The sequence below is a fragment of the Candidatus Accumulibacter sp. ACC005 genome (genome assembly GCF_907163215.1).
GTDB classification, from domain to species: Bacteria; Pseudomonadota; Gammaproteobacteria; order Burkholderiales; family Rhodocyclaceae; genus Accumulibacter; species Accumulibacter regalis.
Genome location: NZ_CAJQUB010000002.1, coordinates 22381 through 47623, shown reverse-complemented (window position 1 = coordinate 47623; position 25243 = coordinate 22381). Strand labels below are relative to the sequence as shown.

General features: G+C 62.4%; 21 protein-coding genes and 2 pseudogenes. 14 read left to right on the top strand and 9 right to left on the bottom strand.

The features are described from left to right. Positions 1-8: 8 nt before the first annotated feature. On the bottom strand, positions 9-614 hold the full coding sequence (locus tag QZ613_RS02240; RefSeq protein ID WP_291868660.1) for a hypothetical protein: 606 nt from the start codon (positions 612-614) through the stop codon (positions 9-11). Between the two features lie 97 nt (positions 615-711). Between QZ613_RS02240 and QZ613_RS02235 the strand changes: the two genes are divergently transcribed. The 4 genes from QZ613_RS02235 to QZ613_RS02220 are packed head-to-tail and all read left to right on the top strand — an operon-like array spanning position 712 to position 4441. After that, the gene (locus QZ613_RS02235; protein WP_043564986.1) at positions 712-1347 is read left to right on the top strand and encodes a TetR/AcrR family transcriptional regulator; all 636 of its coding nucleotides are present in this window, start codon (positions 712-714) and stop codon (positions 1345-1347) included. Next, positions 1344-2546, top strand: coding sequence for an efflux RND transporter periplasmic adaptor subunit (locus QZ613_RS02230; RefSeq protein ID WP_291868663.1), 1203 nt, complete (start codon positions 1344-1346; stop codon positions 2544-2546). The genes QZ613_RS02235 and QZ613_RS02230 overlap by 4 nt, the downstream gene beginning before the upstream one ends. Next, complete coding sequence (locus QZ613_RS02225; RefSeq protein WP_291868666.1) at positions 2543-3736, top strand: ABC transporter permease; 1194 nt, start codon at positions 2543-2545, stop codon at positions 3734-3736. The genes QZ613_RS02230 and QZ613_RS02225 overlap by 4 nt, the downstream gene beginning before the upstream one ends. Continuing rightward, positions 3737-4441: an ABC transporter ATP-binding protein gene (locus QZ613_RS02220; RefSeq protein ID WP_291868669.1), complete on the top strand. Its 705-nt coding sequence runs from the start codon at positions 3737-3739 to the stop codon at positions 4439-4441. Positions 4442-4528: 87 nt separating this feature from the next. Here the strand turns inward: QZ613_RS02220 and QZ613_RS02215 are convergent, their stop codons facing one another. From QZ613_RS02215 to QZ613_RS02205, 3 genes are read right to left on the bottom strand one after another with little or no spacing between them, the layout of a single operon-like run. After that, on the bottom strand, positions 4529-5077 hold the full coding sequence (locus QZ613_RS02215; RefSeq protein WP_291868671.1) for a hemerythrin domain-containing protein: 549 nt from the start codon (positions 5075-5077) through the stop codon (positions 4529-4531). Further along, on the bottom strand, positions 5074-5520 hold the full coding sequence (locus QZ613_RS02210; RefSeq protein WP_043564984.1) for a PAS domain S-box protein: 447 nt from the start codon (positions 5518-5520) through the stop codon (positions 5074-5076). Before QZ613_RS02210 ends, QZ613_RS02215 begins: the two co-directional genes overlap by 4 nt. Positions 5521-5571: 51 nt before the next feature. Next, positions 5572-5976 carry a MarR family winged helix-turn-helix transcriptional regulator gene (locus tag QZ613_RS02205; protein WP_291868676.1) on the bottom strand — a complete coding sequence of 135 codons (405 nt, stop codon included), beginning with the start codon at positions 5974-5976 and terminating at the stop codon, positions 5572-5574. 172 nt (positions 5977-6148) lie between these two features. On the opposite strand from QZ613_RS02205, the gene QZ613_RS02200 reads away from it, so the two are divergent. The 3 genes from QZ613_RS02200 (at position 6149) to QZ613_RS02190 (ending at position 10232) form a co-directional block, all read left to right on the top strand. Beyond that, positions 6149-7300: an aminotransferase class I/II-fold pyridoxal phosphate-dependent enzyme gene (locus QZ613_RS02200; RefSeq protein WP_291868679.1), complete on the top strand. Its 1152-nt coding sequence runs from the start codon at positions 6149-6151 to the stop codon at positions 7298-7300. A gap of 35 nt (positions 7301-7335) precedes the next feature. Then, entirely contained in the window at positions 7336-9444 is a 2109-nt protein-coding gene (gene ptsP / locus QZ613_RS02195) for a phosphoenolpyruvate--protein phosphotransferase (protein WP_291868682.1), read from the top strand. A 455-nt stretch (positions 9445-9899) separates the two neighbouring features. After that, positions 9900-10232: a cupin domain-containing protein gene (locus QZ613_RS02190; protein WP_291868685.1), complete on the top strand. Its 333-nt coding sequence runs from the start codon at positions 9900-9902 to the stop codon at positions 10230-10232. 156 nt (positions 10233-10388) lie between these two features. On the opposite strand, the gene QZ613_RS02185 is transcribed toward QZ613_RS02190, so the two are convergent. Next, complete coding sequence (locus QZ613_RS02185) at positions 10389-12602, bottom strand: SulP family inorganic anion transporter (protein ID WP_291868688.1); 2214 nt, start codon at positions 12600-12602, stop codon at positions 10389-10391. 643 nt (positions 12603-13245) lie between these two features. Here QZ613_RS02185 and QZ613_RS02180 point away from each other — a divergent pair. Together QZ613_RS02180 and QZ613_RS02175 are read left to right on the top strand one after the other, a co-directional pair. Next, positions 13246-13695 (top strand): Rrf2 family transcriptional regulator, encoded by a 450-nt coding sequence (locus QZ613_RS02180; protein ID WP_043564977.1) that lies wholly within the window; start codon positions 13246-13248, stop codon positions 13693-13695. A 167-nt stretch (positions 13696-13862) separates the two neighbouring features. Beyond that, positions 13863-16151, top strand: a complete 2289-nt coding sequence (locus QZ613_RS02175; RefSeq protein ID WP_043564976.1) for a nitric-oxide reductase large subunit — start codon at positions 13863-13865, stop codon at positions 16149-16151. Between the two features lie 308 nt (positions 16152-16459). On the opposite strand, the gene QZ613_RS02170 is transcribed toward QZ613_RS02175, so the two are convergent. After that, positions 16460-17782 (bottom strand): sigma-54-dependent Fis family transcriptional regulator, encoded by a 1323-nt coding sequence (locus QZ613_RS02170; protein ID WP_291981391.1) that lies wholly within the window; start codon positions 17780-17782, stop codon positions 16460-16462. A gap of 243 nt (positions 17783-18025) precedes the next feature. Between QZ613_RS02170 and petA the strand changes: the two genes are divergently transcribed. The 5 genes and pseudogenes from petA to QZ613_RS21055 all read left to right on the top strand — a co-directional run. Further along, positions 18026-18646, top strand: coding sequence for a ubiquinol-cytochrome c reductase iron-sulfur subunit (gene petA / locus QZ613_RS02165; protein ID WP_043564975.1), 621 nt, complete (start codon positions 18026-18028; stop codon positions 18644-18646). An 83-nt stretch (positions 18647-18729) separates the two neighbouring features. Then, positions 18730-19110 (top strand): NifB/NifX family molybdenum-iron cluster-binding protein, encoded by a 381-nt coding sequence (locus QZ613_RS02160; RefSeq protein WP_291981389.1) that lies wholly within the window; start codon positions 18730-18732, stop codon positions 19108-19110. Between the two features lie 5 nt (positions 19111-19115). Beyond that, positions 19116-20072: an MBL fold metallo-hydrolase gene (locus tag QZ613_RS02155; protein ID WP_291981387.1), complete on the top strand. Its 957-nt coding sequence runs from the start codon at positions 19116-19118 to the stop codon at positions 20070-20072. A 257-nt stretch (positions 20073-20329) separates the two neighbouring features. Then, on the top strand, positions 20330-20749 hold the full coding sequence (locus tag QZ613_RS02150) for a DsrE family protein (protein ID WP_291865809.1): 420 nt from the start codon (positions 20330-20332) through the stop codon (positions 20747-20749). 390 nt (positions 20750-21139) lie between these two features. After that, positions 21140-21370, top strand: a pseudogene (locus QZ613_RS21055) (LysR substrate-binding domain-containing protein); the annotation flags it as partial. Positions 21371-21600: 230 nt separating this feature from the next. Here the strand turns inward: QZ613_RS21055 and QZ613_RS02140 are convergent. The 3 genes and pseudogenes from QZ613_RS02140 to QZ613_RS02130 all read right to left on the bottom strand — a co-directional run bounded on the left by QZ613_RS02140 (position 21601) and on the right by QZ613_RS02130 (position 25051). Then, complete coding sequence (locus QZ613_RS02140; protein ID WP_291865812.1) at positions 21601-23289, bottom strand: AMP-binding protein; 1689 nt, start codon at positions 23287-23289, stop codon at positions 21601-21603. Between the two features lie 56 nt (positions 23290-23345). Further along, positions 23346-23994: pseudogene (locus tag QZ613_RS02135) on the bottom strand (IS3 family transposase); the annotation flags it as partial. Between the two features lie 703 nt (positions 23995-24697). Next, positions 24698-25051, bottom strand: a complete 354-nt coding sequence (locus tag QZ613_RS02130) for a hypothetical protein (protein WP_291981385.1) — start codon at positions 25049-25051, stop codon at positions 24698-24700. Between the last annotated feature and the right edge of the window lie 192 nt (positions 25052-25243).

Genomic DNA, 25243 nt, shown 5'->3' with positions numbered 1-25243 from the left:
GGTTCTCCTCAGTGTTGAACAGCGATGATTTTCGGGTCGTCGGCGTGATCGATGAGAATCGTCCGGACCCGGTCTTGCCAAAGTGCCTGGAACAAGGCTGCCTGGGCGTCGGTGGCGGTCCCAGCGACGCAAAACGGCATTAGCGCAGCGATGCGCGGATCGCCCGGCACACGCTCCAGGTGGGCAACGACAGTGGCCGCGGCCCCGCTGTCGACCCGTGTGAAGCGGATCTGGCCGGGGATGTCTACGCCGAAGAACAACAGTCCTCGCCGGTCAAAGCGCCCGGCGATTCCCTTGAAGCCGGTGTCCTGGGTGGCGCCGGTGAACAGGCTGACGACGTTGGCGATGACGCCGGTGACGCCTGCGAGCATGCTGTCCCGCAGTTCGACCCGAATGCCGCCGCGCTCCGGTAGCGTATCCGCGTAGAGCGCGCGCAGCGCGGCACGGGTCATCAGATAAGCGGCAGCGACGGTCGGGCACGAATGCCCCGCGAGCTTGACTGCGTCGCCGTAGCCGTACTCGATGACACCTTCCTCGGCGGCGCCGAGGAATCGGGCCAGCGGGTCGCGCACGGTGATTTGCGGGGCAGATGCAAAGAATTCGGGAAACTTCACGGTCGGGTTCTCCTCGGGAGTGAAGCGCTTGCCAAACCGGCGTGGCGCGACTACGATAGTAAGCACTTACTAACAACAATTCAAGTGCACGCCCGCCATGGATACTCCAACCACACTCCAGACGACACCCCGCCAGCGCCTGAACAGCGACGAACGGCAGCGCGAGATCGTCGCGGCGGTACTGGCACTGGCCTGCGAGCGCGGTCCGGAGGCGATCACGACGCAGGCCATCGCCGATCGTATCGGCGTCACCCAGGGCGCGATTTTCCGCCACTTTCCGGACAAGGCAGCGATCTGGATGGCGGTCTTTGCCTGGGTACGTGAATCGCTTGGTACGGTGCTGGCGACGGCGATAGCGAAGCCAGGGTCGCCGCTGGCAAAAATAGAGGCCGCATTCTTCGCACACGTGGCCTTCATCGCGGCCAACCCCGGCGTTCCCCGCATACTCTTCCATGAACTGCAATACCCGGGGGATTCGCCAGTCCGTGCCGAAGTCCGGACGATGATTTCCGCTTACCGAGAGCGCCTGGCCTCGTTGTTTGCCGGGGCCAGGAGCGCCGGCGAGCTTCCGGCCGATCTCGATCCGGGGCTGGCGCCGGTGCTGTTCATTGGCGCCATCCAGGGCCTGGTGATCGAATCGGCCATTGCCGGCAGCGAGGCCGGAATGGTGGCGCGTGCGCGGCAAATGTTCCCTTTGCTGGTCGACGGCTATCGCGGGCGGGACCAACGATGAACGTACGCGTGCCCCGCAAGGGGGTACTCGGCGCGGTCGCCGTGGCGGTCGTTCTGCTGCTTGCCTGGCTGGCGACCAGCCAGGGACCGCTGGCGCCGACCAAAGTGACGCTGGCCAGGGTAGAGCAGGGGCCGCTGGTCGCCAGTACCTTTGGTATCGGAACGGTCGAGGCGCGCCGCAGTTACACGCTCGGCCCGACGATGGCCAGTCGGGTGGCGCGCGTGCTGGTCGACCAGGGCGATGTGGTCAAGGCTGGCCAGTTGCTCGCAGAGCTCGATCCGGTCGACCTCGACGATCGTGTCGCCAGCGGCCGACTCGCCGCGCAACGTGCCGCCAGCGTCGTACACACCGCGCAAGCCCAGCTCTCCGAAGCGCAGAGCCGCGCGCAGGTGGCCGTGGCCAGTGCGCGTCGTTCCGCCGAACTGCGCGCGCGCGGTTTCGTCAGCCAGGAGGCGACCGACGCCAAGCGGCAGGAAGCCAATGCCGCGACGGCGGCGGTCGAGGCCAGTGCCTCCCAGCTGGCTGCGGCGCGGCGCGATCACGAACGTGCCCTGGCCGACGTTGCCGGCGTCGGCAAGCTGCGTGCACAGGCGCGCCTGGCGAGTCCCGTCGATGGCGTGGTCAGCGCCCGGCTGGTCGAAGCGGGATCGACGGTCGTTGCTGGACAGGCGGTGCTGCAAGTCATCGACCCAAGCAGTTTGTGGATCAAGGCGCGCATCGACCAGGGGCAGGCGGGTGGCGTGCGCGTCGGGCAGAGCGCCGAGATCGTCCTGCGCTCGGCTGCCGGGCGTGTCTACCGGGGCGAAGTCCAGCGCGTCGATTGGCAGAGTGACGCGGTGACCGAGGAGCGGATCGTCAATGTCGGCTTCACGGCACGCCCCGACGCGCTCGCGATCGGTGATCTGGTCGAGGTGACGATTGCCACTGCCGAACTGGCCGACGCGCGTTGGCTGCCGGCAGCGGCGGTAAAACGCGTCGATCGGCAGGACGGCGTCTGGCAGATTCGGGACGGGCACGTAGCTTTCCACCCGCTAGCTGTCGGCATCACCACCCTGGATGGTCGCAGCCAGATCCTGGATGGCCTGGCCAGCGGTGACGAAGTGGTCGTGCACAGCGAGCAGGCATTGCGGCCCGACGCGAAGGTCAAGGTCGTCGCCGCCATCGTCGCCAGCGCAGCGAGCGTCGGTGGCGGGCGATGATCAATCTGGCGGGCCGCGACATCCTCAATGGCTGGGGCAAGTTCCTGTTCACCGGCATCGGGCTCGGCTTGCTGATCGGAGTCACCTTGTCGATGGCGGGAATCTATCGCGGCCTGGTCGACGATGGCCGCGTGTTGCTGAGCAACGGCGGAGCCGACCTGTGGGTCGTGCAACGCGATACGCTCGGCCCCTACGCCGAACCCTCGAACGTACGCGACGATGCCTATCGCGCGCTGCTCGGCGTCAAGGGCGTGGCCGAGGCCGGCAACGTCACCTATCTGACGATGCAGATCGAAGATCAGGGCAAGGATGTACGGGTGATGCTCGTCGGCTTCCAGCCCGGGCACCCCGGCGAACCCGGCTACCTCGTCGCCGGGCGTCCGATCACGCGCTCGCACTACGAGGCGATTGCCGATATCAAGACCGGCTTCCGCCTCGGGCAGCGCATCCGTATCCGACGGCACGAGTACACGGTGGTCGGCTTGACCCGCCGCATGGTGTCGTCGGGCGGCGACCCGATGGTCTTCGTGCCGCTGCGCGACGCGCAGGAAGTGCAGTTCCTCAAGGACAACGACGCGCTGGTCAATGAACGTGCGCGCACGGCCGCCAATCCGGCGTTCAATCGCCCCGGTGTGCCGGGACTGCTCGAGGCCGTACAGGCCAGCCAGGCCAGCAGCCGGACGGTGAATGTGGTCATGCTGCGGCTCGCACCGCACGCCGATGAAGCGCTCGTCGCCAGCGAAATCCGGCGCTGGAAGCATCTGGAAGCTTATACGCGCGCCGATATGGACGAGATCCTCGTCGCCAAGCTGATCGCCACGTCGGCGAAGCAGATCTTCATGTTTCTGGTCATCCTGGCGATTGTCAGCGCGGCCATCGTCGCCTTCATCATTTACACGATGACCCTGAACAAGGTGCGCGAGATCGCCGTGCTCAAGCTGATCGGCGCGCGCAACCGGACCATCGCCGCGATGATCCTGCAGCAGGCGCTTGGTCTGGGTGCGATCGGCTTCCTCGTCGGCAAGACGGCAGCCACGCTGTGGGCGCCGATCTTCCCCAAGTACGTCCTGCTGCTGCCCGGGGATGCAGTCCTGGGTGCGCTGCTGGTGCTGGCGATTTGCGCGCTGGCGAGCGTCGTCGCCATCCGCGCCGCGCTGCGCATCGATCCGGCGACGGCGATCGGGGGATAGATGCCAGCGGCGATCGAAATCAGCGGCCTGACCAAGCGCTACGGCGAGGGCGACGCGGCGGTTGACGCCTTGAAGGGCGTAGACATTATCGTCCAGCCGGGCGAGGTCGTCGGCTTGATTGGCCCCAGTGGTTCGGGCAAGAGCACGCTGCTCAAATGCCTGGGCGCGGTGATCGAGCCCAGCGCCGGACGAATGGCGCTTGCTGGCGAGGCCATTTACGACAACGGCTGGCAGGTGGCCGATCTGCGCGCCTTGCGTCGTGATCGTATCGGTTTCGTCTTCCAGGCGCCGTATCTCATCCCCTTCCTCGACGTCACCGACAACGTGGCATTGCTGCCGATGCTGGCCGGTGTGGCGAACGCCGATGCGCGCGAGCGGGCGCGGGCGATGTTGACGGCGCTCGACGTCGGGCATCGTGCCCAGGCGCAGGTGGCGCAGCTCTCCGGCGGTGAGCAGCAGCGGGTGGCGATCGCCCGTGCCCTGGTCAATCAGCCGCCGATCATTCTCGCCGACGAGCCGACAGCCCCCCTCGACAGCGAACGCGCATTGGCCGTGGTCCGTATCCTCAACGAGATGGCGCAGCGCTTCGCAACGGCGATCATCGTCGTCACCCACGACGAGAAGATCATCCCGACCTTCCGGCGGATCTATCACATCCGTGACGGGCGCACCTATGAGGAAGCAGGCGAGGGGCGGGCGGCCTGATCCGCAGCCGGTGAGCAAGCCAAACGGCGATCATCGGCAGGCGCGGATTGGCCGGCACGCGCGGCTGGCGCGGATGCCGGCGTGTCCCTATTGCGCGTCGATTCCCCGGCGCGCGCGCATCGCGCGTCCGACGCGAGCCAGCTCGTCGTTGCTCAACAAGCGCACGGCCATCGGCAGGAGTTCCTTCTCCTCGCGCTCGATGTGGCGCTCATAGCGAACCGCCAGTGCCTCGACATCGTCCGCGAGCAACTGCACGTACTCGCCGGCAGCGATACTTTCGAGGTTACCGCGCAGGTGGCGCCAGCACGCTTCCAGGCCGCGGTGCTCCGCTTTCAGTCCGTCGATCATTTCGCGCAGGCAGACGGCGTCCGATCCGGCCATCGACTCGATCAACGCGGGGAACAGGTCGTCTTCCTCATCGGCATGATGGTCTATGGCGGCCGTGTCAAAGTAGCGCATCACCCTCGTCGCAGCCCTGCGCGCCTCGTCGTCGACGCCATGCGCCAGCAGGTGTGGAACCAGGCGCCGCAAGGTCGCGCATTGCGTTTCAATCCTGCCGTGGCAGGCGGCAAGCATTTCCAGAGGCGCCTCGGTTCCGCCGGTCGGTGCGGAAATTCCCGGAATGCTGCTAGTCACTCGGCTTGCTCCGCGCAGCTTGCTGACGACTGAGCCACCGCCTTGAGGTGGCGGGCGGTACAGTCGCGGCCGATGGCCAGCGAACCGACGATCGTGCCGCTGCCATCCCTGACCAGTCCGAAGCTCAGCTCCACGTATAGCCTGCTCCCATCCTTGTGCACAGAGCGGGTCGTGAGTACCTGGTTCCGGTACTTTGTCTGGCCGCTGTCGATCGCTTTGTGAAAGCCGTCCCAGTGTGCTTTGCGGAGTCGCTCGGGAATGATCACGTCGAGGCTTTCGCCGAGGACCTCGGCAGCGGAATGGCCAAACACGGTTTCCGCGCCACCATTCCAAACGCGGATCGCTCCCTTGCGATCGGCGAAAATGATCACATCCGGGGCTTGATCGACTATCGCCCGATAGAGATCGGAATCCGTATCCGTGCACTCGGCAGTTGGCTGCATTCTGGAACTCCCCTGCAATTGGTCGAAAAAAACAAGCGCTGGCCGTTGTTGCTATTCGCGGCCGAGCGTCGTTACGTCGGGCACGGTGAATGTCCCCTGCAACGACAGGAGCTCACGCCGATGAAGGCCTGCCAGTTGCTCTACACATTCGTCGCCTTTTCTTGTCAGCTGCACGTCCACCTGTCGCCGGTCGCTGCTGCTGACGCTACGCTTTACCAGTCCCGCGACCTCGCACCGTGAAATCAACGACACAACCCCATGATGCTTCGCCTGCAGGCGTTCGGCGAGTTCGCCCACGTTTGCCGATTCGCGCCCGGGAAAGCCCTTGATCTGAAGCATCAGCAGGTACTGCAAGGGCGTGATCCCGTTGCGCTGCGTCAGATCTTCGCTGAAGCGCAGGTAGCGGCGCAGCTGGTAGCGGAAGTGGGCAAGCGTTTCGAAATCGGCCTTGGACATTCGCTGCTCGGACATTTTTTGCGCGTGGCCTCTCGGCGTATTTGTATCACGGTATGATAGAGTTAGCTGGACTCAAGGGCAAGCTGCCCGGGCGCGGTAAACCGTGCGCTGCTCCTGGCAACAAAGGCCTCATTACGCGGTACCCACAGGCACAGGCGACTCAACTGACACCATGATCACCGACCCAAATACACACGGCCTGTCGACGCTCTGTATTCACGCCGGCACGCACCTGGACGAGGCTACCGGTGGCGCGTGCAGCCCCATCTTCACTTCCACGGCCTACGCGTTCCCGAATCCGGCCAACGCGAACATCTACCCGCGCTACTTCAACACGCCCAACCAGCAGGTCATCAACCGCAAGCTGGCGGCGCTCGAAAAAGGCGAGGCGGCGGTGGTCTTCGGGTCGGGCATGGCCGCCATTTCCACTTTCCTCCTTGCTCATCTCAAACCTGGCGAGCACGCGATTTTCCAGAACGATCTCTACGGCGGCAGCATGCGGCTGATCAGCAGCGAACTGCCGCGGCTCGGCGTGGAGCTTTCCTGGGGGGCGAACGTGGCGGAGTTCGCCGCTGCCTTGCGCCCCGAGACGCGGCTGATCTACGTCGAATCCCCGTCGAATCCGCTGCTCCATTGTGTGGATCTGGCCGAGCTGGCTGCGCTTGGCAAACGACACGGCATCTTGACCGTCATCGACAACACTTTCGCCACGCCGATCAACCAGAACCCGATTCCGTTGGGCATCGATGCGGTCATCCACAGCGCTACGAAATACCTTAACGGCCACAGCGACGTGAACGCGGGCGTGGTCGTTGCCTCCACCGAAATCGTCAACCGTGTCACGGCCAGCGCCGTCAGCTTCGGCGGCATGCTCGATGCGCACGCCTGTGCGCAACTCGAACGTGGCCTGAAGACGCTGGCGCTGCGCGTGCAACGGCACAATGAGAATGCCGCGACCCTGGCGCGCTTTCTGGCCGCGCATCCGGCCGTGTCGAAAGTCAATTATCCCGGCCTGCCCGAACATCCCGACCACGCCATCGCCGCACGCCAGATGCGTGGCTTTGGCGGCATGGTCTCGTTCGAACTGTGTCAAGCCGGGCAGGTGGAGCGCTTGCTGAGCCGGTTGCGTATGGTCATGCCGGCCTTGAGTCTCGGCGGCGTGGAAAGTCTGATTTGCGTTCCCAGCCGCAGTACGCACCGCACGATGACGGCCGCCGAGCGACAGCGTGCCGGCATCAGCGACGGTTTGTTGCGCGTTTCTGTCGGCATCGAGGATGCGCAAGACCTGCTCGCCGACTTCACCGACGCACTGGCAATGGACTGACTGCCGTTCCTGGCCTCGACGAGGGAACCTCGCTCATGAACAACACCGACCACACGCCGCGCGCCCCTTTGATGATCGTCGGCGAGGTGGCGTCTTCGGGCCTTGCCCGTGGGCGCGCGCTGCTCTGCGATTGCGCCAGAAAACAGACGGCCGTTCCGCTCCGGCAGGTGAGCGAGGCGGAGGCGCAGGGGGAGAGCGAGCGCTTCGATGCCGCCGTCGTCGCCGCCGAGGGCAAGCTGCGGGAAGTCCAGGAGAGCGTCAGGCGGACCTTGGGGAAGGACGAGGCGGAAATTTTCGAAGCGCAGATCCTCCTCCTGCGCGACGCGCAACTACGCGATGCGGTGCATGCGCTTTGCCTCGAAAATCGGATGAACGTGGAGGCTGCGGTCGAAGAAGCGATCAAGCAATTGATGGCGTTGTTCGGCCGCCTCGAAGATCCGTACTTCCGCGAGCGTGCCGCCGACGTGTACGACGTCGGCAGACGCCTCCTCGATCACCTGGCGGAAAGCGGGCTGCCGGAGGTTCCGGTTGTTCACGAGGGATGCGTGATCGTCACCAGCGAAATTCTCGCCTCCGTCGTTGCTCGCCTGGAAGGCCAGGGCGTGCGGGGCTTGATTGTCGAAAAAGGTGGCCTCACGGCGCACGCCACCATCCTGGCCCGCTCGCTCGGCATCCCCACGCTCGTACAGGTGCCGGAAGCGACCGGGAAGATTCGTGCGGGCGATCTGGTGATCGTCGATGCTCTGGCTGGACGCGCCTTCATCAATCCCCAGGCCGAAATTCTGCGCAAGTACGATCAACTGGACGCCAACCTGAAAGTTCACCAGGGCGTCCTGAAGGGCTTGGTCGGCCTGCCGACGGTCACTCACGATGGCGTCGAAATCAAGCTCTGCGCCAACATCGGCCAGACTGCCGACGCGCTGGCGGCGGCGAACGTCAAGGCCGATGGCGTCGGACTCTATCGCACGGAGTTCGTCTTTCTCGTCCAGGACCATTTCCCCTCGGAAGACGAGCAGTACCAGTTCTACCGCGCCACGGCGGAGCACCTGCAACCGGCGCAAACGGTGATTCGCGTTCTCGATGTCGGCAGTGACAAACCGCTCAGCTATTTCCCGCTACCACCCGAAGCCAACCCGGCCATGGGCTTTCGGGGCATCAGGCTGCTGCTCGCGCATCCCGGCCTGCTGCACACGCAACTGCGGGCCATCCTCCGGCTGAGCGCAACGCATTCGGTCGCCATTCTTCTGCCGATGATCGACGGCATCGACGACTTGCGCGCGGCGAAAGCAGCGATTGACCATGCCAAGGCGCAAGTCGTCGCAGCGGGCCAATCGTTCGATCCGCTGATCCCGGTCGGCGCGATGATCGAAACGCCGTCGGCGGCGATCCTCATCGAACAACTTGCCGACGAGGTCGACTTCTTCAGCGTCGGCAGCAACGACCTCGTCCAGTTTCTGCTCGCTGCCGATCGCATTCGTGGCGAAATGAAATCCACCTACGATCCCTTGCACCCAGCCGTTCTGCGCGTGCTCGCGACGCTGGCAAGCGTGGCCAGGCGCAAGGGAACACCGATCTCTCTGTGTGGCGAAATTGCCAGTGACCCCAGCTATACAAACCTCTTGATCGGCCTCGGCTTCCGAAGCTTCAGCGTCAGTCCCGGCCGGCTTCTGGACATCAAGCACGCCATTCGCTCGACCGATGTGCAACAGGCAGAAAAGCTGGCCGGGCAGGTTCTGTCGGTGCACTCGACGCGCGACATCCGGGCGCTGGTGCAGGACGACTGGAACCGTCGCCGGCCGGTGTCCTCCCTTGAGTTCGACCCGCCGACATCGACCACCAGCGCGCCACTGCCTTCGGTGGCGCACAACGCTGCTCGCCAGCGCTTTGAGTCGCAGGTAGGCGAGAGCGGTACGGCCTATTTGAGCTACCTCATCGAAGAGGATCGTGTGATTCTTGACCGCACTTTCGTGCCCGACGAACTTCGCGGACACGGAATAGCCGCCGAACTGGTCGGAGTCGCGTTGAAGGAGGCGCGCCAACGGCACTGGAGGATTGACCCCCGCTGTACGTATGTCGCCGGTTTCATCGAACGCCACCCCGAATTCGCCGACCTGGTCGACCGGCAGGAAGGCGATCTGAACTAAAGTCACTGCTGCGGCGAGGGTGCTACGAAGCCGCGTCCATGGAGTCGTTGCGGCAGCATTTGCGAAAGCGGTGTTTCCCGGACAACGCCGCTCCACAAGTAACGGAGGATTGCGTGAACGAGATCGTTTCGCAGCTGCTCAGCGAGCATCGAAAGCTGGGAAAACTGGTCGAACGACTCGATCGTCTTCCTGTTGATACGAATCATATTGCCGCAGAAGCCGGTTGTGACTGTTTCGAGAATCCCGGAGCGGGGAGGCGAGGGCGGGCACGCTCGCGGCGCAGAAGCCGGAATTGGCCCGTTCGCCCGGAGGTGCGACCGGGAAGCTCGGCGGTGGCACCAGGAACGTGGTGGGGGCCGCGTTCGCGCCCCTGTATCGCCGCTGTGAGCGGCTCACGCGCCCTGAAAGCCCCCGCTTCAGCCGGGTGACGGTCGCGTCTTCTGAGGAGCTTTGTCATGGCGCTATCACACGCCAAGTCGGGCGATCTGGTGAGCATCAACGACGTCGCCGACGCGCTGGCCAGCAACGGTTCGGCGACACTGGTGCGCGATGATCACATTGAAATCTTCCGCCTCGTCCTGAACGCCGGCGCCACCATGCAGGAGCACAGCGCCGCCGGCGCGATGACCGTCCAGTGTCTGAGCGGCGAAGTGGACTTTACCTGTCACGGCAGAACCCGGACGCTGCGGCCGGGAAGCCTCATTTATCTGAACGATGCGGCGCCGCACGCCTTGCACAGCAAACAGGAATCCATCCTGCTCGTTACGCTGATCCTGCATAGGAAGTAGGTCTTCTTGCGCGGATCCTCGGCTCCCACAGACGCCGAGATCGACCAACCGAAAACCCGCAGAGGTCCGCAGTGATGTGACGACGGCCATCGATGATGGTTGGTCCGTCGAGCTCCCGAACCGCCGTCAGACAGGTTCTCCCGCGGGCGGAGGCCCCTAATCCTGCATGGCCATCAGTTCCTTGTCCGAGTAGCGCAGGCGCAGGGCCAGAACCTTGGCAACCGCTTCGACCAGGTGACACGCGAGTCGCTTGTGTTCCTCTCTGATTCTGTCGAACTGCTCGCGTTGCAGGACGAACAGCTCGGTGTCTTCAACCGCCCTGGCATCGTTGAAACGCGTCATTTGCGAAAGGAAGGCCATGCCGCCGAAGAAGTCACCGCGTCCATAGGTCAATGCGTGATGACCCGGAGTTCCGTCGCCGGTCGGCAGGGTGATGCGCACGGCGCCCTTGCGAATCAGGAACAGCTCGTTACCGGGATCGTTGAACGAGTACACTTTGTCGCCTTTGGCGACCGAGCGCCGCTCGAAGCAGGCCTCGAGGTCGATGAGTGTTTCCTCCTTGTGATCCCTGAGCAGCTCGATATCGGCGAGTTCCAGCGGCGCGATCCGGGCTTCCTGTTCCAGATCGTGGCCCAGGATCTGGTCTTCAATCCACTCGACCGCGTCATCGAGTTCGGGGAAGATCTTGACATGCTCGCTCTGCGTCGTAAGTGCCATCTGATCGAAGAGCTCGCCGATCTTGCGGCCGTTGGGCAGGGCCTGCGACAGGTTGCTGAAAATCAGGAAGGCGTCGCGTTCGATCAGCGAGTCCCTGATCTGCTCGAGCAGGTGCACGGCAGTGACGTCGACCGACTGCACGCGCCGCATATCCAGAACGAGGTACTTTCGCGTGCCGACTTCCTGCTCGAGCGCCAGGTACAACTGATCCTTGGTGCCGAAGAATAGGCTACCTTGCAGTTCCAGAATGGCCGTCTGCTGCCCCTCCTTTTCGAGCAATTCCATCTCCTCGGGCAGGCGCACCCGCTTCGAGAAGCGACTACCGCCGTCGACCTTGCTGCGGATCACCGTACTGCTCAGTTGCTCGCGGATAAACAGCAGCATGGCCAGAACGATGCCCACACCCGACGCCGCGATCAGGCTGTAGCCAAGGGCCACGCCGACCACCGTCAGGACGACGAAAAAGTCAAAGCGCGTCCATGGCGAGTCCAGCAGGCGCAGGCTGTGGCGGTCGATCATGCGCACGCCGACGATGATCAGGATGGCCGCCAGGGAAGCGACCGGAATCCAGGCGATGAAGCTGCCCAGGGCGAGAAAGGTGATCAGCGACAGCACCCCTTCGATGACGCCGGAAACGCGCGTCTGTCCACCGCTGGTGAGATTGACCAGCGTTGCCCCCATCTGTCCGGCACCCGGCATGCCGCCGACGCAGGCGGAAGCAATGTTGCCGGAACCCTGCGCGATCAACTCGCGGTTCGAATCGTGGCGGCTGCGGGTCATGGTGTCGAGTACGACGCAGGTCTTCAAGGTATCAATCGAGAGCAAGACGCCCAGCGTCAGCGCCGTTCCCAGCAGCGCGCCGATCTGGCTGAGCTTCAGTTCGCCGATTTCGTGCCAGCGGCCGGTGATCGCCTCCAGCATGCTCGACGCCGTGCCCCCGAGCGGGCCGATGATCAGAGGGTTGCCGTCCATGACCAGCAGGGAATCGTCGACCGCGTAGGCGATCGCAAAGTAGGTGATCAGCCCGCCCAGCAAGCCGAGGATGGCTGCCGGCACCAGGCGCGTGACGCGCGGCGCGCCGAGCATCACGGCCATGGTGACGGCGCCAATGAGCGCGGTTTGCCAGTGCCACAGATCGGGTGCGATCAACACCCGCCACCAGGACGTGCCATCCATTACCCCCATGAATTTGGGGATCTGGCTGCCGATGATGATCAGGCCGACGCCACTGAGGTAGCCACTCACAACCGGAAACGGGATGTACTTGATCAGGCCGCCGACGCCGAGAAAGCCGAGCAGTAGTTGCACGATCCCGCAGACCAGGCCGAGAGCCGTCAACATGAGCACGATGAAGGTGGCCGGAACGCCGTTCTGCACCAGTTCGATGGCAAAGGCCGAGCATACCGCCGCCGCCGGCGCACAGGGCGCGGTGATCAGGCGATTGGTGCCACCGAGCGTCGGTGCGACCAGGCCAAGAGCGGTCGTTCCGAGAATGCCGGCCAATGCGCCCAGGCCGGCGTACTCGGGGCCGATAGCAGCGTAGATGGTGACGCCAAAAGCGATCGCCGACGGCAGGGCGACGAGCATCGACGCAAGACCGCCCCAGAAATCACCGACGAGCTTGTCGTTCTTGAGATTTAATGCGATTTCCATGTCCTAGGCCTCCCGCCATACACGCAGAACTTGCCCTGCTGCGGACCATTGGTGTGTTGCAGGGCGAAAAGAAAAAGCAGCCAGGGCCACGTTGCTCAGGCTGCGTCGGGTGCTCTTGGAGGTACAGCCGCTCAACATCCTGGGTACGCGAAGGGGAAAGAGTAGCTGACGGCTTTTTGGCATGACATTAAAGCACACATCGTGCCACAGACAAACTGCGTGCAGTTCTCTCGGTGAATCAGACACCTGGCCGTGAACCGCCGAGCCAGGCGAAGCCCACATGGGGTGCAACAAAGAGATGGCATTTCATTTTGTCGTTCTGTCGAGTACAAACAATAGCTCCGTTATACAGGGACTTACGAGGCGATCAAGACCTTTCTCCGGAAGTGCGAAACGTAACACCCGCGAGCAGTTCCAGCTGGGAGTTTCGTTTGCAGCGCACGCCGTGCAAGGCGCCTGTTGAGCGCCGGGCGTGATAGTCCAAGCAAGGTCGCGGCGATTCCCCTCGCGCGCGGCAAGACGATGAAGATAGGCTTACCCCAGAAGGCGCCGTCCGGTAGAGTTCGCAATTTGTCCGTTGCTGTCGCCGAAGGCTGGGCCGCCAGTGATGGCGATGCCACACGGGGCGAACCGAGAACCTGCCATGCACATCACCCAGCACACTGACTATGCACTACGCGTACTGATCTACCTCGGGACCAACGAGGACCGCTTGGTGACCATCCAGGAGATTGCTGACCGCTTCGCCGTGTCGCGCAACCACTTGATGAAAGTCGTCAGTCGTTTGATCCGTGGCGGCTATGTCGATGGCTTGCGCGGCAAGGGCGGTGGCTTGCGCCTTGCGTGTCCGGCCACGACCATCGTTGTCGGCGATGTTATGCGCCATATGGAGTCGGGCATGGACCTGGTCGAGTGCTTCGGCAAGAACTCTACCTGCATTCTGGATCCCGATTGCCAGCTGAAGCTTGCGCTTTCAGAGGCCCTCGCTGCGTTCCTCAAGGTGCTGGATGGCGTCACGCTTGCCGATCTGCTCGGCAAGAGCGAACGTGTGATCCTTCACGTCCTGCGACCTGTGCGAGCCATTCCCAAGTAGCTCCTCCGCACTTGGCGACAATCGTCGCCAATTTGCTTCGCTTCTGTCGCCACAGAAGAAGCATTGTGTTTGCATCTTTGAGAAGAGGCATTTAAAATGCCGCTTAAAGAAGGTTGTCGTCGCGTTCTCTTCCATTGGTTCTACCGCTACCGTAAAGGAGCTTCATCATGCATAACACACGCAAGCTGTGGATCTGGCTAGCACTGATCTGCGTGCTTTCCTTCGCCGCGCTGGGCTGGGTTGGCCGCGAGATTTTCGTGCACGCGCCGCCCATTCCGACGCAGGTGGTCAGCAGTGACGGCCAGGTTCTCTTCTCCACGGGGCAGGTGCAGCGTGGCCAGCAATCCTGGCTCTCGGCCGGCGGCCAGCAACTGGGCTCGGTCTGGGGGCACGGCAGCTATCTCGCGCCGGACTGGTCGGCCGACTGGCTGCACCGCGAAGCGCTTGCGCTGCGGGCGATCTGGGCACAGCGTTATTTCGGCGCCGCCTACGAGCACCTTCAGCCCAGCCAGCAAGCGCAACTCGATGCGCAGTTGAAGACCGAGCTCCGGCGCAATACCTACGACGCTGCCAGCGGCTCGATCAGCCTGAGTGCTGATCGGGCTGCCGCCGTGGCGCAGGTGGCGAAGCACTACGCCGATCTCTTTGGTGGCGAGCCTGCGCTCGACGCCTTGCGCGAGCAGTACGCGATGCCAGCCAACATTCTGCGCGACGCGGCCGATCGGCAGGACCTGACGGCCTTCTTCTTCTGGAGCGCTTGGTCGGCAGTGACCGACCGCCCAGGTGAAAGCAACTTGAGCTACACCAGTAATTGGCCGCACGAGCCGCTGGTCGGCAATACGCCGACTACCGGTACCGGCATCTGGTCGATTGCCAGCGTTATTCTCATGCTCGGCGCGATCGCCGCGATGATCTTCTTCCACTCGACCAGCCATGAAGCAGGTGACCCAAGCCCGCCAAAGGCTGACCCGCTCTTCAAGCTCAAGGCAACGCCATCGATGCTGGCCACCCGTAAGTATTTCTATGTGGTCATCGCGCTGATCCTGGCGCAAGTTGGCATGGGCGTCATCACCGCGCACTATGCGGTCGAGGGGACGAGCTTCTTCGGTATCGCGCTCGGCGACATCCTGCCCTTTACCGTCAGTCGTACCATCCATACGCAGTTTGCCGTGCTGTGGATCGCCACCGCCTGGCTGGCCACCGGCCTCTATATCGCGCCGGCGATTTCCGGCAGCGAACCGAAATACCAGCGCCTGGGCGTCGATTTGCTGTTCTATGCCCTACTGATCATCGTCGCCGGGTCGACGGTCACCGGCTGGCTGGGCAGCTTGCAGAATATGGGCAACGACTACAGTTTCTGGATCGGCAACCAGGGTCTCGAGTACACCAGCATGGGCCGTGTCTGGCAGATCCTGTTGTTCGCTGGCCTGCTGATCTGGGTGACGCTGCTCGGTCGCGCTCTGATGCCGGCGCTGCGCAAACCCTCCGAAAGCCGCGGGCTGATCGCCATGGTCTTCCTTGCTGCGCTGTGCATCGGCGGCTTCTACGCCACTTCGCTGGCCTGGGGTCAGAAAACACACTACGCGATGGTCGAATACTGGCGCTGGTGGCTGGTGCACCTGTGGGTCGAGGGCTTCTTCGAGGTCTTCGCCACCGCCGTCATCGCCCTGCTGTTCACCCGTCTCGGACTTATTCGCGCGGCGACCGCCAACAGCGCGATCATCCTGGAAACCATCGTCTTCCTGTTCGGTGGCATTCTCGGCACACTGCATCACCTCTACTTCACCGGTACGCCGACTTCGGTGATCGCCATTGGGGCGATGTTCTCGGCACTGGAAGTGGTGCCGCTGGCGATGATCGGCGTCGAAGCCTGGCGCAATTATCAGCGTTCCAAGGCTGCTCCCTGGGTGCAGGCGTACAAGTGGCCGATCCTGTGCTTTATCGCCGTCGGTTTCTGGAACATCGTCGGCGCCGGCCTTCTGGGCTTCACGCTCAACACACCGATCGCTCTCTACTATATGCAAGGCATGAACATGACTGCGGCGCACGGTCATGCCGCACTGTTCGGTGTCTATGGCATGCTCGGCATCGGCCTGTTGCTGTTCTGCCTGCGCGGTCTCTCGAACCGGACGGCGTGGTCGGACAAACTGGTCGGCCTGACGTTCTGGTCGCTGAATGTCGGACTGGCGATGATGGTCTTCATGTCGCTCGTCCCGGCCGGCATCTACCAGGCCTGGGCGAGCCTCAGCGAGGGGGTGTGGTTTGCTCGTTCACCGGGGTTCGTTCACTCGGCGTGGATGGAGACCTTTGTCTGGCTGCGCGTTCCCGGCGACATTGTCTTTGCCGTCGGCACGCTGCTCCTGGCGCTTTTTGCCGTCCGTCTGTTGATCGTTCGGCGTGACCCTGATCCGGCGGCGATCGGCAGCGCCGACGCGCTGGCCGGCAAGACAATCTAGCTCCAGATCAGAGGAGGGCTCCGCTGCGAGGGTCCGTGACCTTCGCAGCGCCTCGTTCTGCCGTACAACTGTTCTTTGCGCACCTGACGAGAGCCTGCCAAACCCCAAGACCGACCTGCAGGCTGCCGCCGCGGCAGGCTGGTGTTTCGCAATCCCCGGCGCCAGATCATCCTGCCCTCGTCGCGGCTGTTCCATTGGGCGAAGCGCTTCTTCGCAGGTCTGTACCTGAGGAGATACCGCTGAGCGATCAGAGGAGCGCGATCGCCGTCACACGATGAAGCCCGGCGTGGAACGCCAGGCCCTCAGCGCTACTGCCCATCCACCGTTTTCAGGCGACGGTAGAGGGTCCGCTCTGACAGGCCAAGGTGACTGGCGAGCGCTTTCCGGCTGCCTTTGAAGTCGCGTACCACTTCCTCGAAGGACAGCGAATGGCTATCCGGAAAGTCGCGCGTCGCTGGCGGTGGACCGTCGGATGATGTCGGCAACGACCTGGCCGCCGCCAACTCCACTGGCAAGTGCTGCAGATGTATTTCATCGCCATCGCAGAGCAGGCAGGCGCGTTCGAGAATGTTGCGCAGTTCGCGCACATTGCCCGGATAGTGGTAGCCGCGCAGCCAGGCGGCCGCCTCCGCTGACAGGCGGCTGCGGAGGCGGCCACCAGAGACGCGATCGAGCAAGGTCTCAGCTAGCAGCAGGAGGTCATCACCGCGCTGGCGCAACGGCGGCAGGTGGATCGGGAAGATGTTCAGCCGGTAGAACAAGTCCTGCCGGAAAAGACCTTCGCTCACCATGTCGGTCAGCGGACGATGGGTGGCGGAGACGACCCGGACTTCGGCCTTGCGCAGCTCCGGGGAACCCACCCGACGATAGGTGCCGGTTTCCAGTAGCCGCAACAGCTTGACCTGGATCGAGAGCGGGATATCGCCCAGTTCGTCGAGAAACAGCGTGCCGCCCGACGCCGCCTCGACCAGCCCGGTCGTTCGTGTCGTCGCACCGGTGAAGGCCCCTCGCTCATGGCCAAACAAGGCGCTCTCGAACAGCGTTTCCGGCAATCCCGAGCAATCAACGGCAACGAAAGGGTGTTTGGCGCGCCGGCTGAGCTGATGGATGGCATTGGCGACCAGTTCCTTGCCGGTACCCGACTCCCCCTGCAGCAACACGGAGGCGTCCGAAGGCGCCACCCGCGCGACCAGTTCCATCATCTTCACGAAGGCTGGCGAGCGACCGATCAGACCCTGGACGTCACCAAGACTGGATGCTCCCGGCAAGAGCTCCAGCTTCTCGACGTAATACACGATGGCGCCACTGGCGTCGCGGATCGGCGACAGCTCAATGTTCTCGAAGCTCTCGCCGCGCGACGTGTAATGAAGATGCAGCACACGCTCGCGCCGCCCCGATTGCAGGCTGCGCTGTAGCGGACACGACTCGCCCGCCTGATCGCAGGGCACCGTGTATCGATGCGACACCTCGAAGCACTTGCGGCCCACGACCTCTATTTGATCGACCCAGTTGGCTCGATAAGCCGCGTTTGCGGCCAGGATCCGATAGTCGCGGTCACACAGGATGTGCGGTTCGGGAAAGGTCTCCAGGAACGAAACCAGTTCTGCCAGGGACGCCTGATCGACTGCCATGCGATGCCGCCAATTCTGCCAATTCGACTGCCAAATACTGCCATACCGGCAGAGGAGCGTGGCAAAAAAATCGTCAGCGTTTGGGCGACGGACTCGCAAGGCGTTGTTTTTTTGCATTCGTTATCTTTCTTGAAGGTTGGCACGAATCTTGATTAGTATTTGCTGATATTGGCTCTTTTGAGTCGGTTGAAAAAATCAGCGAGACCGGCGATCGCGAATAGACCACCTACCAGGGAAATCAACATGAACCAAACTGCCTGCCAAGGCGCTTCATTCGTCGTCACCGACGGTCCGTCTCGTCGGCGATGGTTGCTGGCTACCGCCGGACTCGGCGGCGCGCTGACCTTGACAGCAGTCGTTCCTTTCGTCGCCAGCCTGCTGCCTTCCGAACGGGCAAAGGCCGCCGGCGCGCCGGTGGAAGTCGACATCGGCACGCTTGCGCCCGGTGAAATGATGGTCGTCGAATGGCGCGGCAAACCGGTATGGATTCTGCACCGTACGCCGGAAATGCTCGCCTCTCTCGAGAAGGCCGAAGCGAGGCTCGCCGATCCAGGCTCGAAGGCACCACAACAACCGGACTACGCGCACAACCACCAGCGCTCGCTCAAGCCGGAGTATCTCGTCGCAGTGGGCATCTGCACGCATCTCGGCTGCTCGCCGAGCAAGGCTTTCGAGGCTGGCGACCCGGCTCTGGGCTCGGACTGGCCCGGCGGCTTCCTCTGCCCCTGCCACGGATCGACCTTCGATTTTGCCGGCCGCGTCTTCAAGGACAAACCGGCGCCGACCAACCTGGAGATTCCTCCCCACAGTTATCTCAGCGACAGCCGCCTCCTGATCGGTGGCGACACGCGCGGGCAAGTCTGAGTTCCCCGCCAATGACACCGCATTCGCAACAGCACGCGGCCACTTCGTCATGACGCTACAAAACGCCTATGAAAGGACAAATCATGAAAATCGCAGTCACCAGCCAGAACCTCAAGACCATCACCGAGCACGCCGGCAAGTGCCGCAAATTCTGGATCTACGATGTTGAAAAGGGCGTGGTGAGCGGAAAGCGCCTGGTCGAGCTTTCCATCGAACAGAGCTTGCACGCCAGCCACCACCAGCTTGCCGAACCGCTGGCCGGAATCAATACGCTGATTACGGGCGGCATGGGCCCGGGGCTTTTCGAACGCCTGATGCAGAGCGGAATCCTTCCCGTGGTCACGATGGAGGAGGATCCCGATGCCGCGGTATCGGCGATGCTCGGCAATCGCCTCGAACGCTTGCCTGTTCCACGAGGCGGTCACTGTCATGAGCGCGGCAATTTCTCCCACGGCGCGAGGTAACGACAATGGCCACGACTTCTCCGAAGCTTGATATTGGCGCCCTGAAGCGCCTACGAATCCTCTGTGTCTCGGAAACCGGCTGGTTTGATACGGCCACTGTCTTCGACGACATCCGCGCCGCCGGTGGTGCCCAGACCGATCAATACGCCATCCCCTGGCCGCCGTTTGGATCACTGCACGCCGAGAACGCCGCCGGCTTCTCGGCGCTGCTGGAAACCGAGGCACTCGATGGCACTTTGCGCCGCCTGCTCTTCGATACCGGCTGGAACCCGGACTGGATGGACCGCCGCTTCGCCGAAGAGGGCATCGACCGCCTGCTGCAGGAGGGCAAGATCGAGGCCTTGATCGTCAGCCACGAGCATTTCGATCATTTCTGGGGGATTGGCTCGACGCTCAAGCACTGTCCGGATATTCCGATCTACCTGCCGGAAGGCTTCCATCCCGCCGGTCTGGCGTTCATCCAGCAACAGGGGCATACCGGCAGCGTGATCACCGTGCCCAGCGAGCAACCGCTGGTGCTGCTTCCGGGTCTGGCTCTGGCCAGTTTCCCGATGAGCACGCTGTTACAGGTGCACGGGGAAAACGTCCTCTATGCCAACCTGCAGGATCAGGGTTTGACGATGATTACCGGCTGCGGTCACGGCGGCGTCCTCAATCTTCTGGATTACGCGCGCCGCACCTTCGCCGGTGGCGAGCACATCCACGCGATCTATGGCGGCTTGCATCTGTCGCCCCTGGAAGATTGGGACAACCAGCGCGACGAGATCGTCAAGGCCCTGGCCGGCTATGGCATCGCCAGGATCGGTTGCAACCATTGCACCGGGCGTACGGCCGTCGAGAAGATGCTGGCCAGCGGCCTGCCGGTACAGCGGGGAACAGCCCGAAACGGTTCACAGACCGATTTGTTCCTGGGTAACGGCGACGTGCTGGATCTGGGACAGGAACGTGCATCGAACCCCTGAGCTTGCCGTCAACCGGGAGGAGCTTGCGAGACTCCTGGCACGCGTGACTGCGCACGGTTACGTCGATGATAACAACGCCGGGGTACGGATCTCGTCGTCAAGCGCAGGACCGCCTGAACGTTGGGCGCCGCTCTTGCTGGTCTGAGATGCGACAAGATGCCACACGACGATTGGTCGCTGGCCGGGCATACTCGGGATAGCCGTTTGTCATGATTACCGACAATCGAATGTTTCACCCGCTTTCCACGGAGGTAGGTATGCAGTTCTTCAAGACTGTCTTGATGGCCCTGGCGCTGATCGTTTCCGGTTTGTCGAACCCGGTTTTCGCCGGAGATAAGGATCCCTTGTTCATCGCTTTATCGAGCGATGCGACACGGCGGGTTGGCCACGGTCTGCATTTTGCCGAGCTTCAACGCGCCAGAGGACACTCGTTGACGATTTGGCTGAACGAGAGCGGCATCCTTCTCGCGTCGAGGAAATACACGGAGAAGCATGCCAATCATCAAGCGGCGCTCGCCGAACTGATGAGCAAGGGTGCGACGGTATTGATATGCCACTACTGCATGCAGCAATTCGACGTCGAAGCGTCGGACTTGTTGCCGGGCTTCAAGATCGGCAGCCCGGAGCTGATTGGTAACGCCTTGTTCAAGGACGGCACCAAGACCTTGTCGTGGTGAGCGCCTGACCACGAGCCATCGGTTCTGGCACAGCATGGACCGGCGCCGGTGAAGAAGGAGAGAAGAAAGGGACTGGGCGGGATACGAATGACAGGCGCAGTCTGAAAGCTTCCACCGTGGCTGTCGAAGCTCGCGGCCGCGACGAGGCGGCATTCAGACAGCACGGCCGGCTCACTATCGGCAAGGTACGCGATGAGAACACGACTCACCGGCTTGCTTCGGGTCTTGCGCCTGATCTGCCTGCTCACTGTCGCCGCTGTCTATTCCTCGCCAGTCGCTGCCGATGCGTCGCTGTGGATCGACCACGACACCGCTGGCGAACGGCAGGTGCATTTGTACTTCTTCTGGACCCGGAACTGCCCGCATTGCCAGGCGGCGACTCCGTTCGTCGAGGCGCTGTCGCAGGCCGTGCTCGGCGGCCTCGGCCTCGGACTGCTGCCGACCTTCGTCATCGGCAAGGATTTGCAGGAAGGGAGGCTGCTGGCCGTACTCTCCGACTACATTCCGGTCGACCGCTACGCATACGCCGTGTACCTGCCGACGCGACACCTGCCGAGCAAGGTTCCGGTGTTCATCGACTTTCTCGTCGAACACATCGGTGTCGACGCTTACTGGGATCGGGCGGGAGGAGGAGCGCTCAAAGCGCAAGAGGCGCTTGCCACGCTGAAGAGTGAATCACCCCACGAAACGAAAAAGACCGCACAATAGGACAAAAAGGCATTGCTGCTGAGCCTCGCCGAGCATCAGTCCATGCGCTCATCCCCCGGTGCACTGATCTCGGTTAGTCCTGCCGTTAGAAAACCCCGACCGAGGTACTTCGCGGTAGTCGCTTGCGAGTGGAAGTTCTCTGACTAGCCAGCCGGTTCGTCCCTCAATTCACGACGCAGGATCTTGCCGATGGGTGTCTTCGGCAAGCTGTCGCGGAACTCGATATGGCGCGGGCGCTTGTAACCGGTCAATTGCGTGTGGCAATACTTGACGACGTCGCCTTTGCTCAGCTTGGAGTCTTTCCTGACGATGACCAGTTTGACCGCCTCGCCGGATTTTTCATCGGGCACGCCGATGACGGCGCATTCCTCGACCCCCGGATGCATCATCACGATGTTCTCGATCTCGTTGGGATAAACGTTGAAGCCGGACACCAGAATCATGTCTTTCTTGCGGTCCGTGAGGGTGATGTAGCCGCGGACGTTCATGTGGCCAACATCACCCGTCTTGAGCCAGCCGTCGTGGATGACCTTTGCGGTTTCCTCCGGCTTGTTCCAGTAGCCGCGCATCACTTGCGGGCCACGAACGCAGATTTCGCCGGTGTGTCGAGCGATATCGCCTTCGCCATTCCACAGCGGCAACTTCTTGAAGTCTTCGTCGCGGATGCTGACTTCGGTCGAAGTGACCGGAAGACCAATGGTGCCGTTCCAGGGGTCGCCAAGCGGTGTGCAGCAAACACCCGGTGAGGTTTCCGTCAGGCCATAGGCTTCGGTAAGGTGGGTGCCGGTCACCTCCTGCCAACGTTTGGCGACGCTTTCCTGCACCGCGGCGCCGCCGCCGACCACCACTTTCAGCGCGGAAAAATCGAGCTTGTCGAAACCGGATGTATTCAGCAGCGCATTGAACAGCGTGTTGACGCCGGTCAGGACGCTGAACTTCCATCGCCCGAGTTCCTTGACCAGGCCCGGGAGATCACGCGGATTGGCGATCAAGACGATCAGGCTTCCCCACTTCATGAAACCCAGCGTCGAGGTGAGACAGAAGATGTGGTACATCGGCAAGGGGGCAATGGCAATCTCGCGGCCTTCCTTGAAGCTCGCCGAGATCCACAGGCTGACCTGCTCCAGATTGGCCAGCAGGTTGCCGTGGGTGAGCATTGCCCCCTTCGCGATGCCGGTGGTGCCGCCGGTGTATTGCAGGAAGGCGAGGTCCTCCGGGCCGATCTTCACGGGCGAAAGTTCCGACTTGGCCCCATCGGCGAGCGCCCGGTTGAAGGAGCAGGCCTTGTCGATCCGCCAGCCGGGCACCATTTTCTTCACATATTTGATGGCGAAGTTTACGAGCCAGCGTTTTGGCGCCGGCAACAGGTCGCCGATCTGCGTCGTGATCACGTGCTCGACCCCCAGGCCGGGCAAAGCTTCCTGCAGCGTCCGTGCAAAGTTTTCGACGACGACAATCGCTTTGGCGCCTGAATCCTTCAACTGGACTCGCAGTTCGCGTGCGGTGTACAGCGGATTGACATTGACCACGGTCATGCCGGCGCGAAGGATGCCGAAAAGCGCCACCGGATATTGCAGAAGGTTGGGCAACATGATGGCCACGCGATCGCCTTGCGAGACGCCGGGGAGTCCTTGCAGAAACACAGCAAAATCGCGCGACAGGCGATCCAGCTCGCAGAAGCTCAGTGTCTGGCCGAGGTTGCTGAAAGCCGGCTTTTCGGCGAATTTGCGAACCGTGTGATCGATCAGTTCAGGTAACGATGAAAAAGGTGAGCTGGCAATTTCTGCGGGAATATTTGCCGGATAGCTGTCAAGCCAGACTTTTTCGCTCATGGTCGGGTCGCCTGTGGGTATAGAGATCATCGATTCGGTGTCGATACCTGTAGGGGTCAAGTTATTTCGGACACCGGGATGGGTCGTCTTTCTGCCATTTGCTGTTCATAGACATTCGGCGGCAGGTAACCGAGTTTTGAGTGCAGGCGGGCGCTGTTGTAGAAGCCGACGATGTAGTCGGTCACCTCGCGAGTAGCCTCGGCATGGTTGGCATAGTTGTTCGGCCAGACGCGCTCCATCTTGAGATCCAGGAAGAAGCGCTCCATGACGGCGTTGTCCCAGCAATTGGCCTTGCGGCTCATGCTGGCTTGCAAATGGTGCCGGGTCGCCAAGGCGCGGTGGGCGTCGCTGGCGTACTGGCTGCCGCGATCCGAATGCACCAGCAAACCCCCCGGAGGTTGCGGCTGGGTGATGGCCATCTGCAATGCCGCGCAGACCAGTTCGGCAGGCATGTTTGGGGCCGTCGCCCAGCCCACGATCTTGCGCGAGAACAGGTCCATCACGGCGGCCAGTTGCAACCAGCCGCTCCCCGTGCGGATGTAGGTGATGTCGGAGACCCAAGCGGTATTCGCCCTTGGCCGGGTCGAACTGCCTGTTGAGCAGGTTGTTGGCGATCGGCAGGGTATAGCGACTATCGGTGGTGTGGATGAACTTTCGTTTCCAGGCAGGTCGTGGGCCGTGGATTCGCATCAGCTTTTTGGACCGTGCCGCCGGATGGGTCATTGACCTCCAATCAACGCCTGCTGCAATAGACGCGCTTAGAGGTTTGAGCCTCGAAAGCTGCCGGACGTCTGGAATTTACCAAGGTTATTGAACTTGTTTAGAGGGCGCCAGAGGCTTGATTGGTCCCCTCGACAGGAATCGAACGCACGCTTGAAAGCGCCTATTTAAGGGAAAGTTGGATTTTTTAGGTGCTGAGATACCCCAGAAAGTACCCCATTCAAACGATGCTGGCGCGAGCGCAAGAGGATTCGACATCGTTACGTTCGAGTATTGGGCAGCACGTTCGACCGGAACGGACCCGAAAGCAGTGCCATGCGGAGCCAGATGGGGGCAACCAGGTGGGCGTACATGCGAGATTATTCTTCGCGCTCCTATGGCCGCTTTATGTTGCCATGGCCCTTGTCGGCCGGTAATTCTTGCCTATTTGTGACCGGTTTCGGAGAAGGGCGCGCCGGCTGAGTAACCGCGGCGTCGATTGACGAACGCAACGAGGACGATTGCCGCTGGCAAAGCGGTGGTCTTCATCCGTGCGCGGCGCGTGAGAGCCAACATGCGTTGCGAGGACTGTCTTAAGCATTTCGCGGGCGGATCCGACCGGCTCACTTCGCACGATCCTTGGCTCCCGGCAAACAGGTGACTGTTGGAGTGAGTTCCCTTTCTTCACAATCCCTCGGCGGGGTCGCTATTAGCGACAGCAGTAGCACCTTCTGTCGTCAAGTCTTCTACCTTCACCAGCGGCGTATCGCCCACTTTCAGGCACCGTCTCGCTCGCCGTTTCCTTCCGCCGTGCCGCCAGCACCGCACGCGTAGCGATCTGCCGGATCTGTCCGGCCAGACGAAGAATCCGCCGCTTCCATTCATAGACCCCGCGCGCGTATTGGCTGTCGGTGATGACGCATGACAGCCAGAGCGCATCCAGGTGGGTCATCATCGCGTCGAACTCGCGGATGATCGCCAGGTACTTGATCGAACGCGGCGAGGTGATCTGCACATCGATGGTCTTGGCACTGGTGTAGCCGATCGCAGGTCTCGATGCCATTGCCCTCGGCAACTTCCTTCAGCCGCAGCGACTCCTTGCGAATCTCCTCCAGGGTCTGGTCGATCTGAGTATCGACCAAGGCATCGACTTCCTGCGCCTGCTCTTCGCTTCCGATGAATCGCAAGACCACGCTCAACGAGAACAGCGCGTTGGCGCACATCTCGTAGCCACGGTCGAAGATCTGCTGCGCGT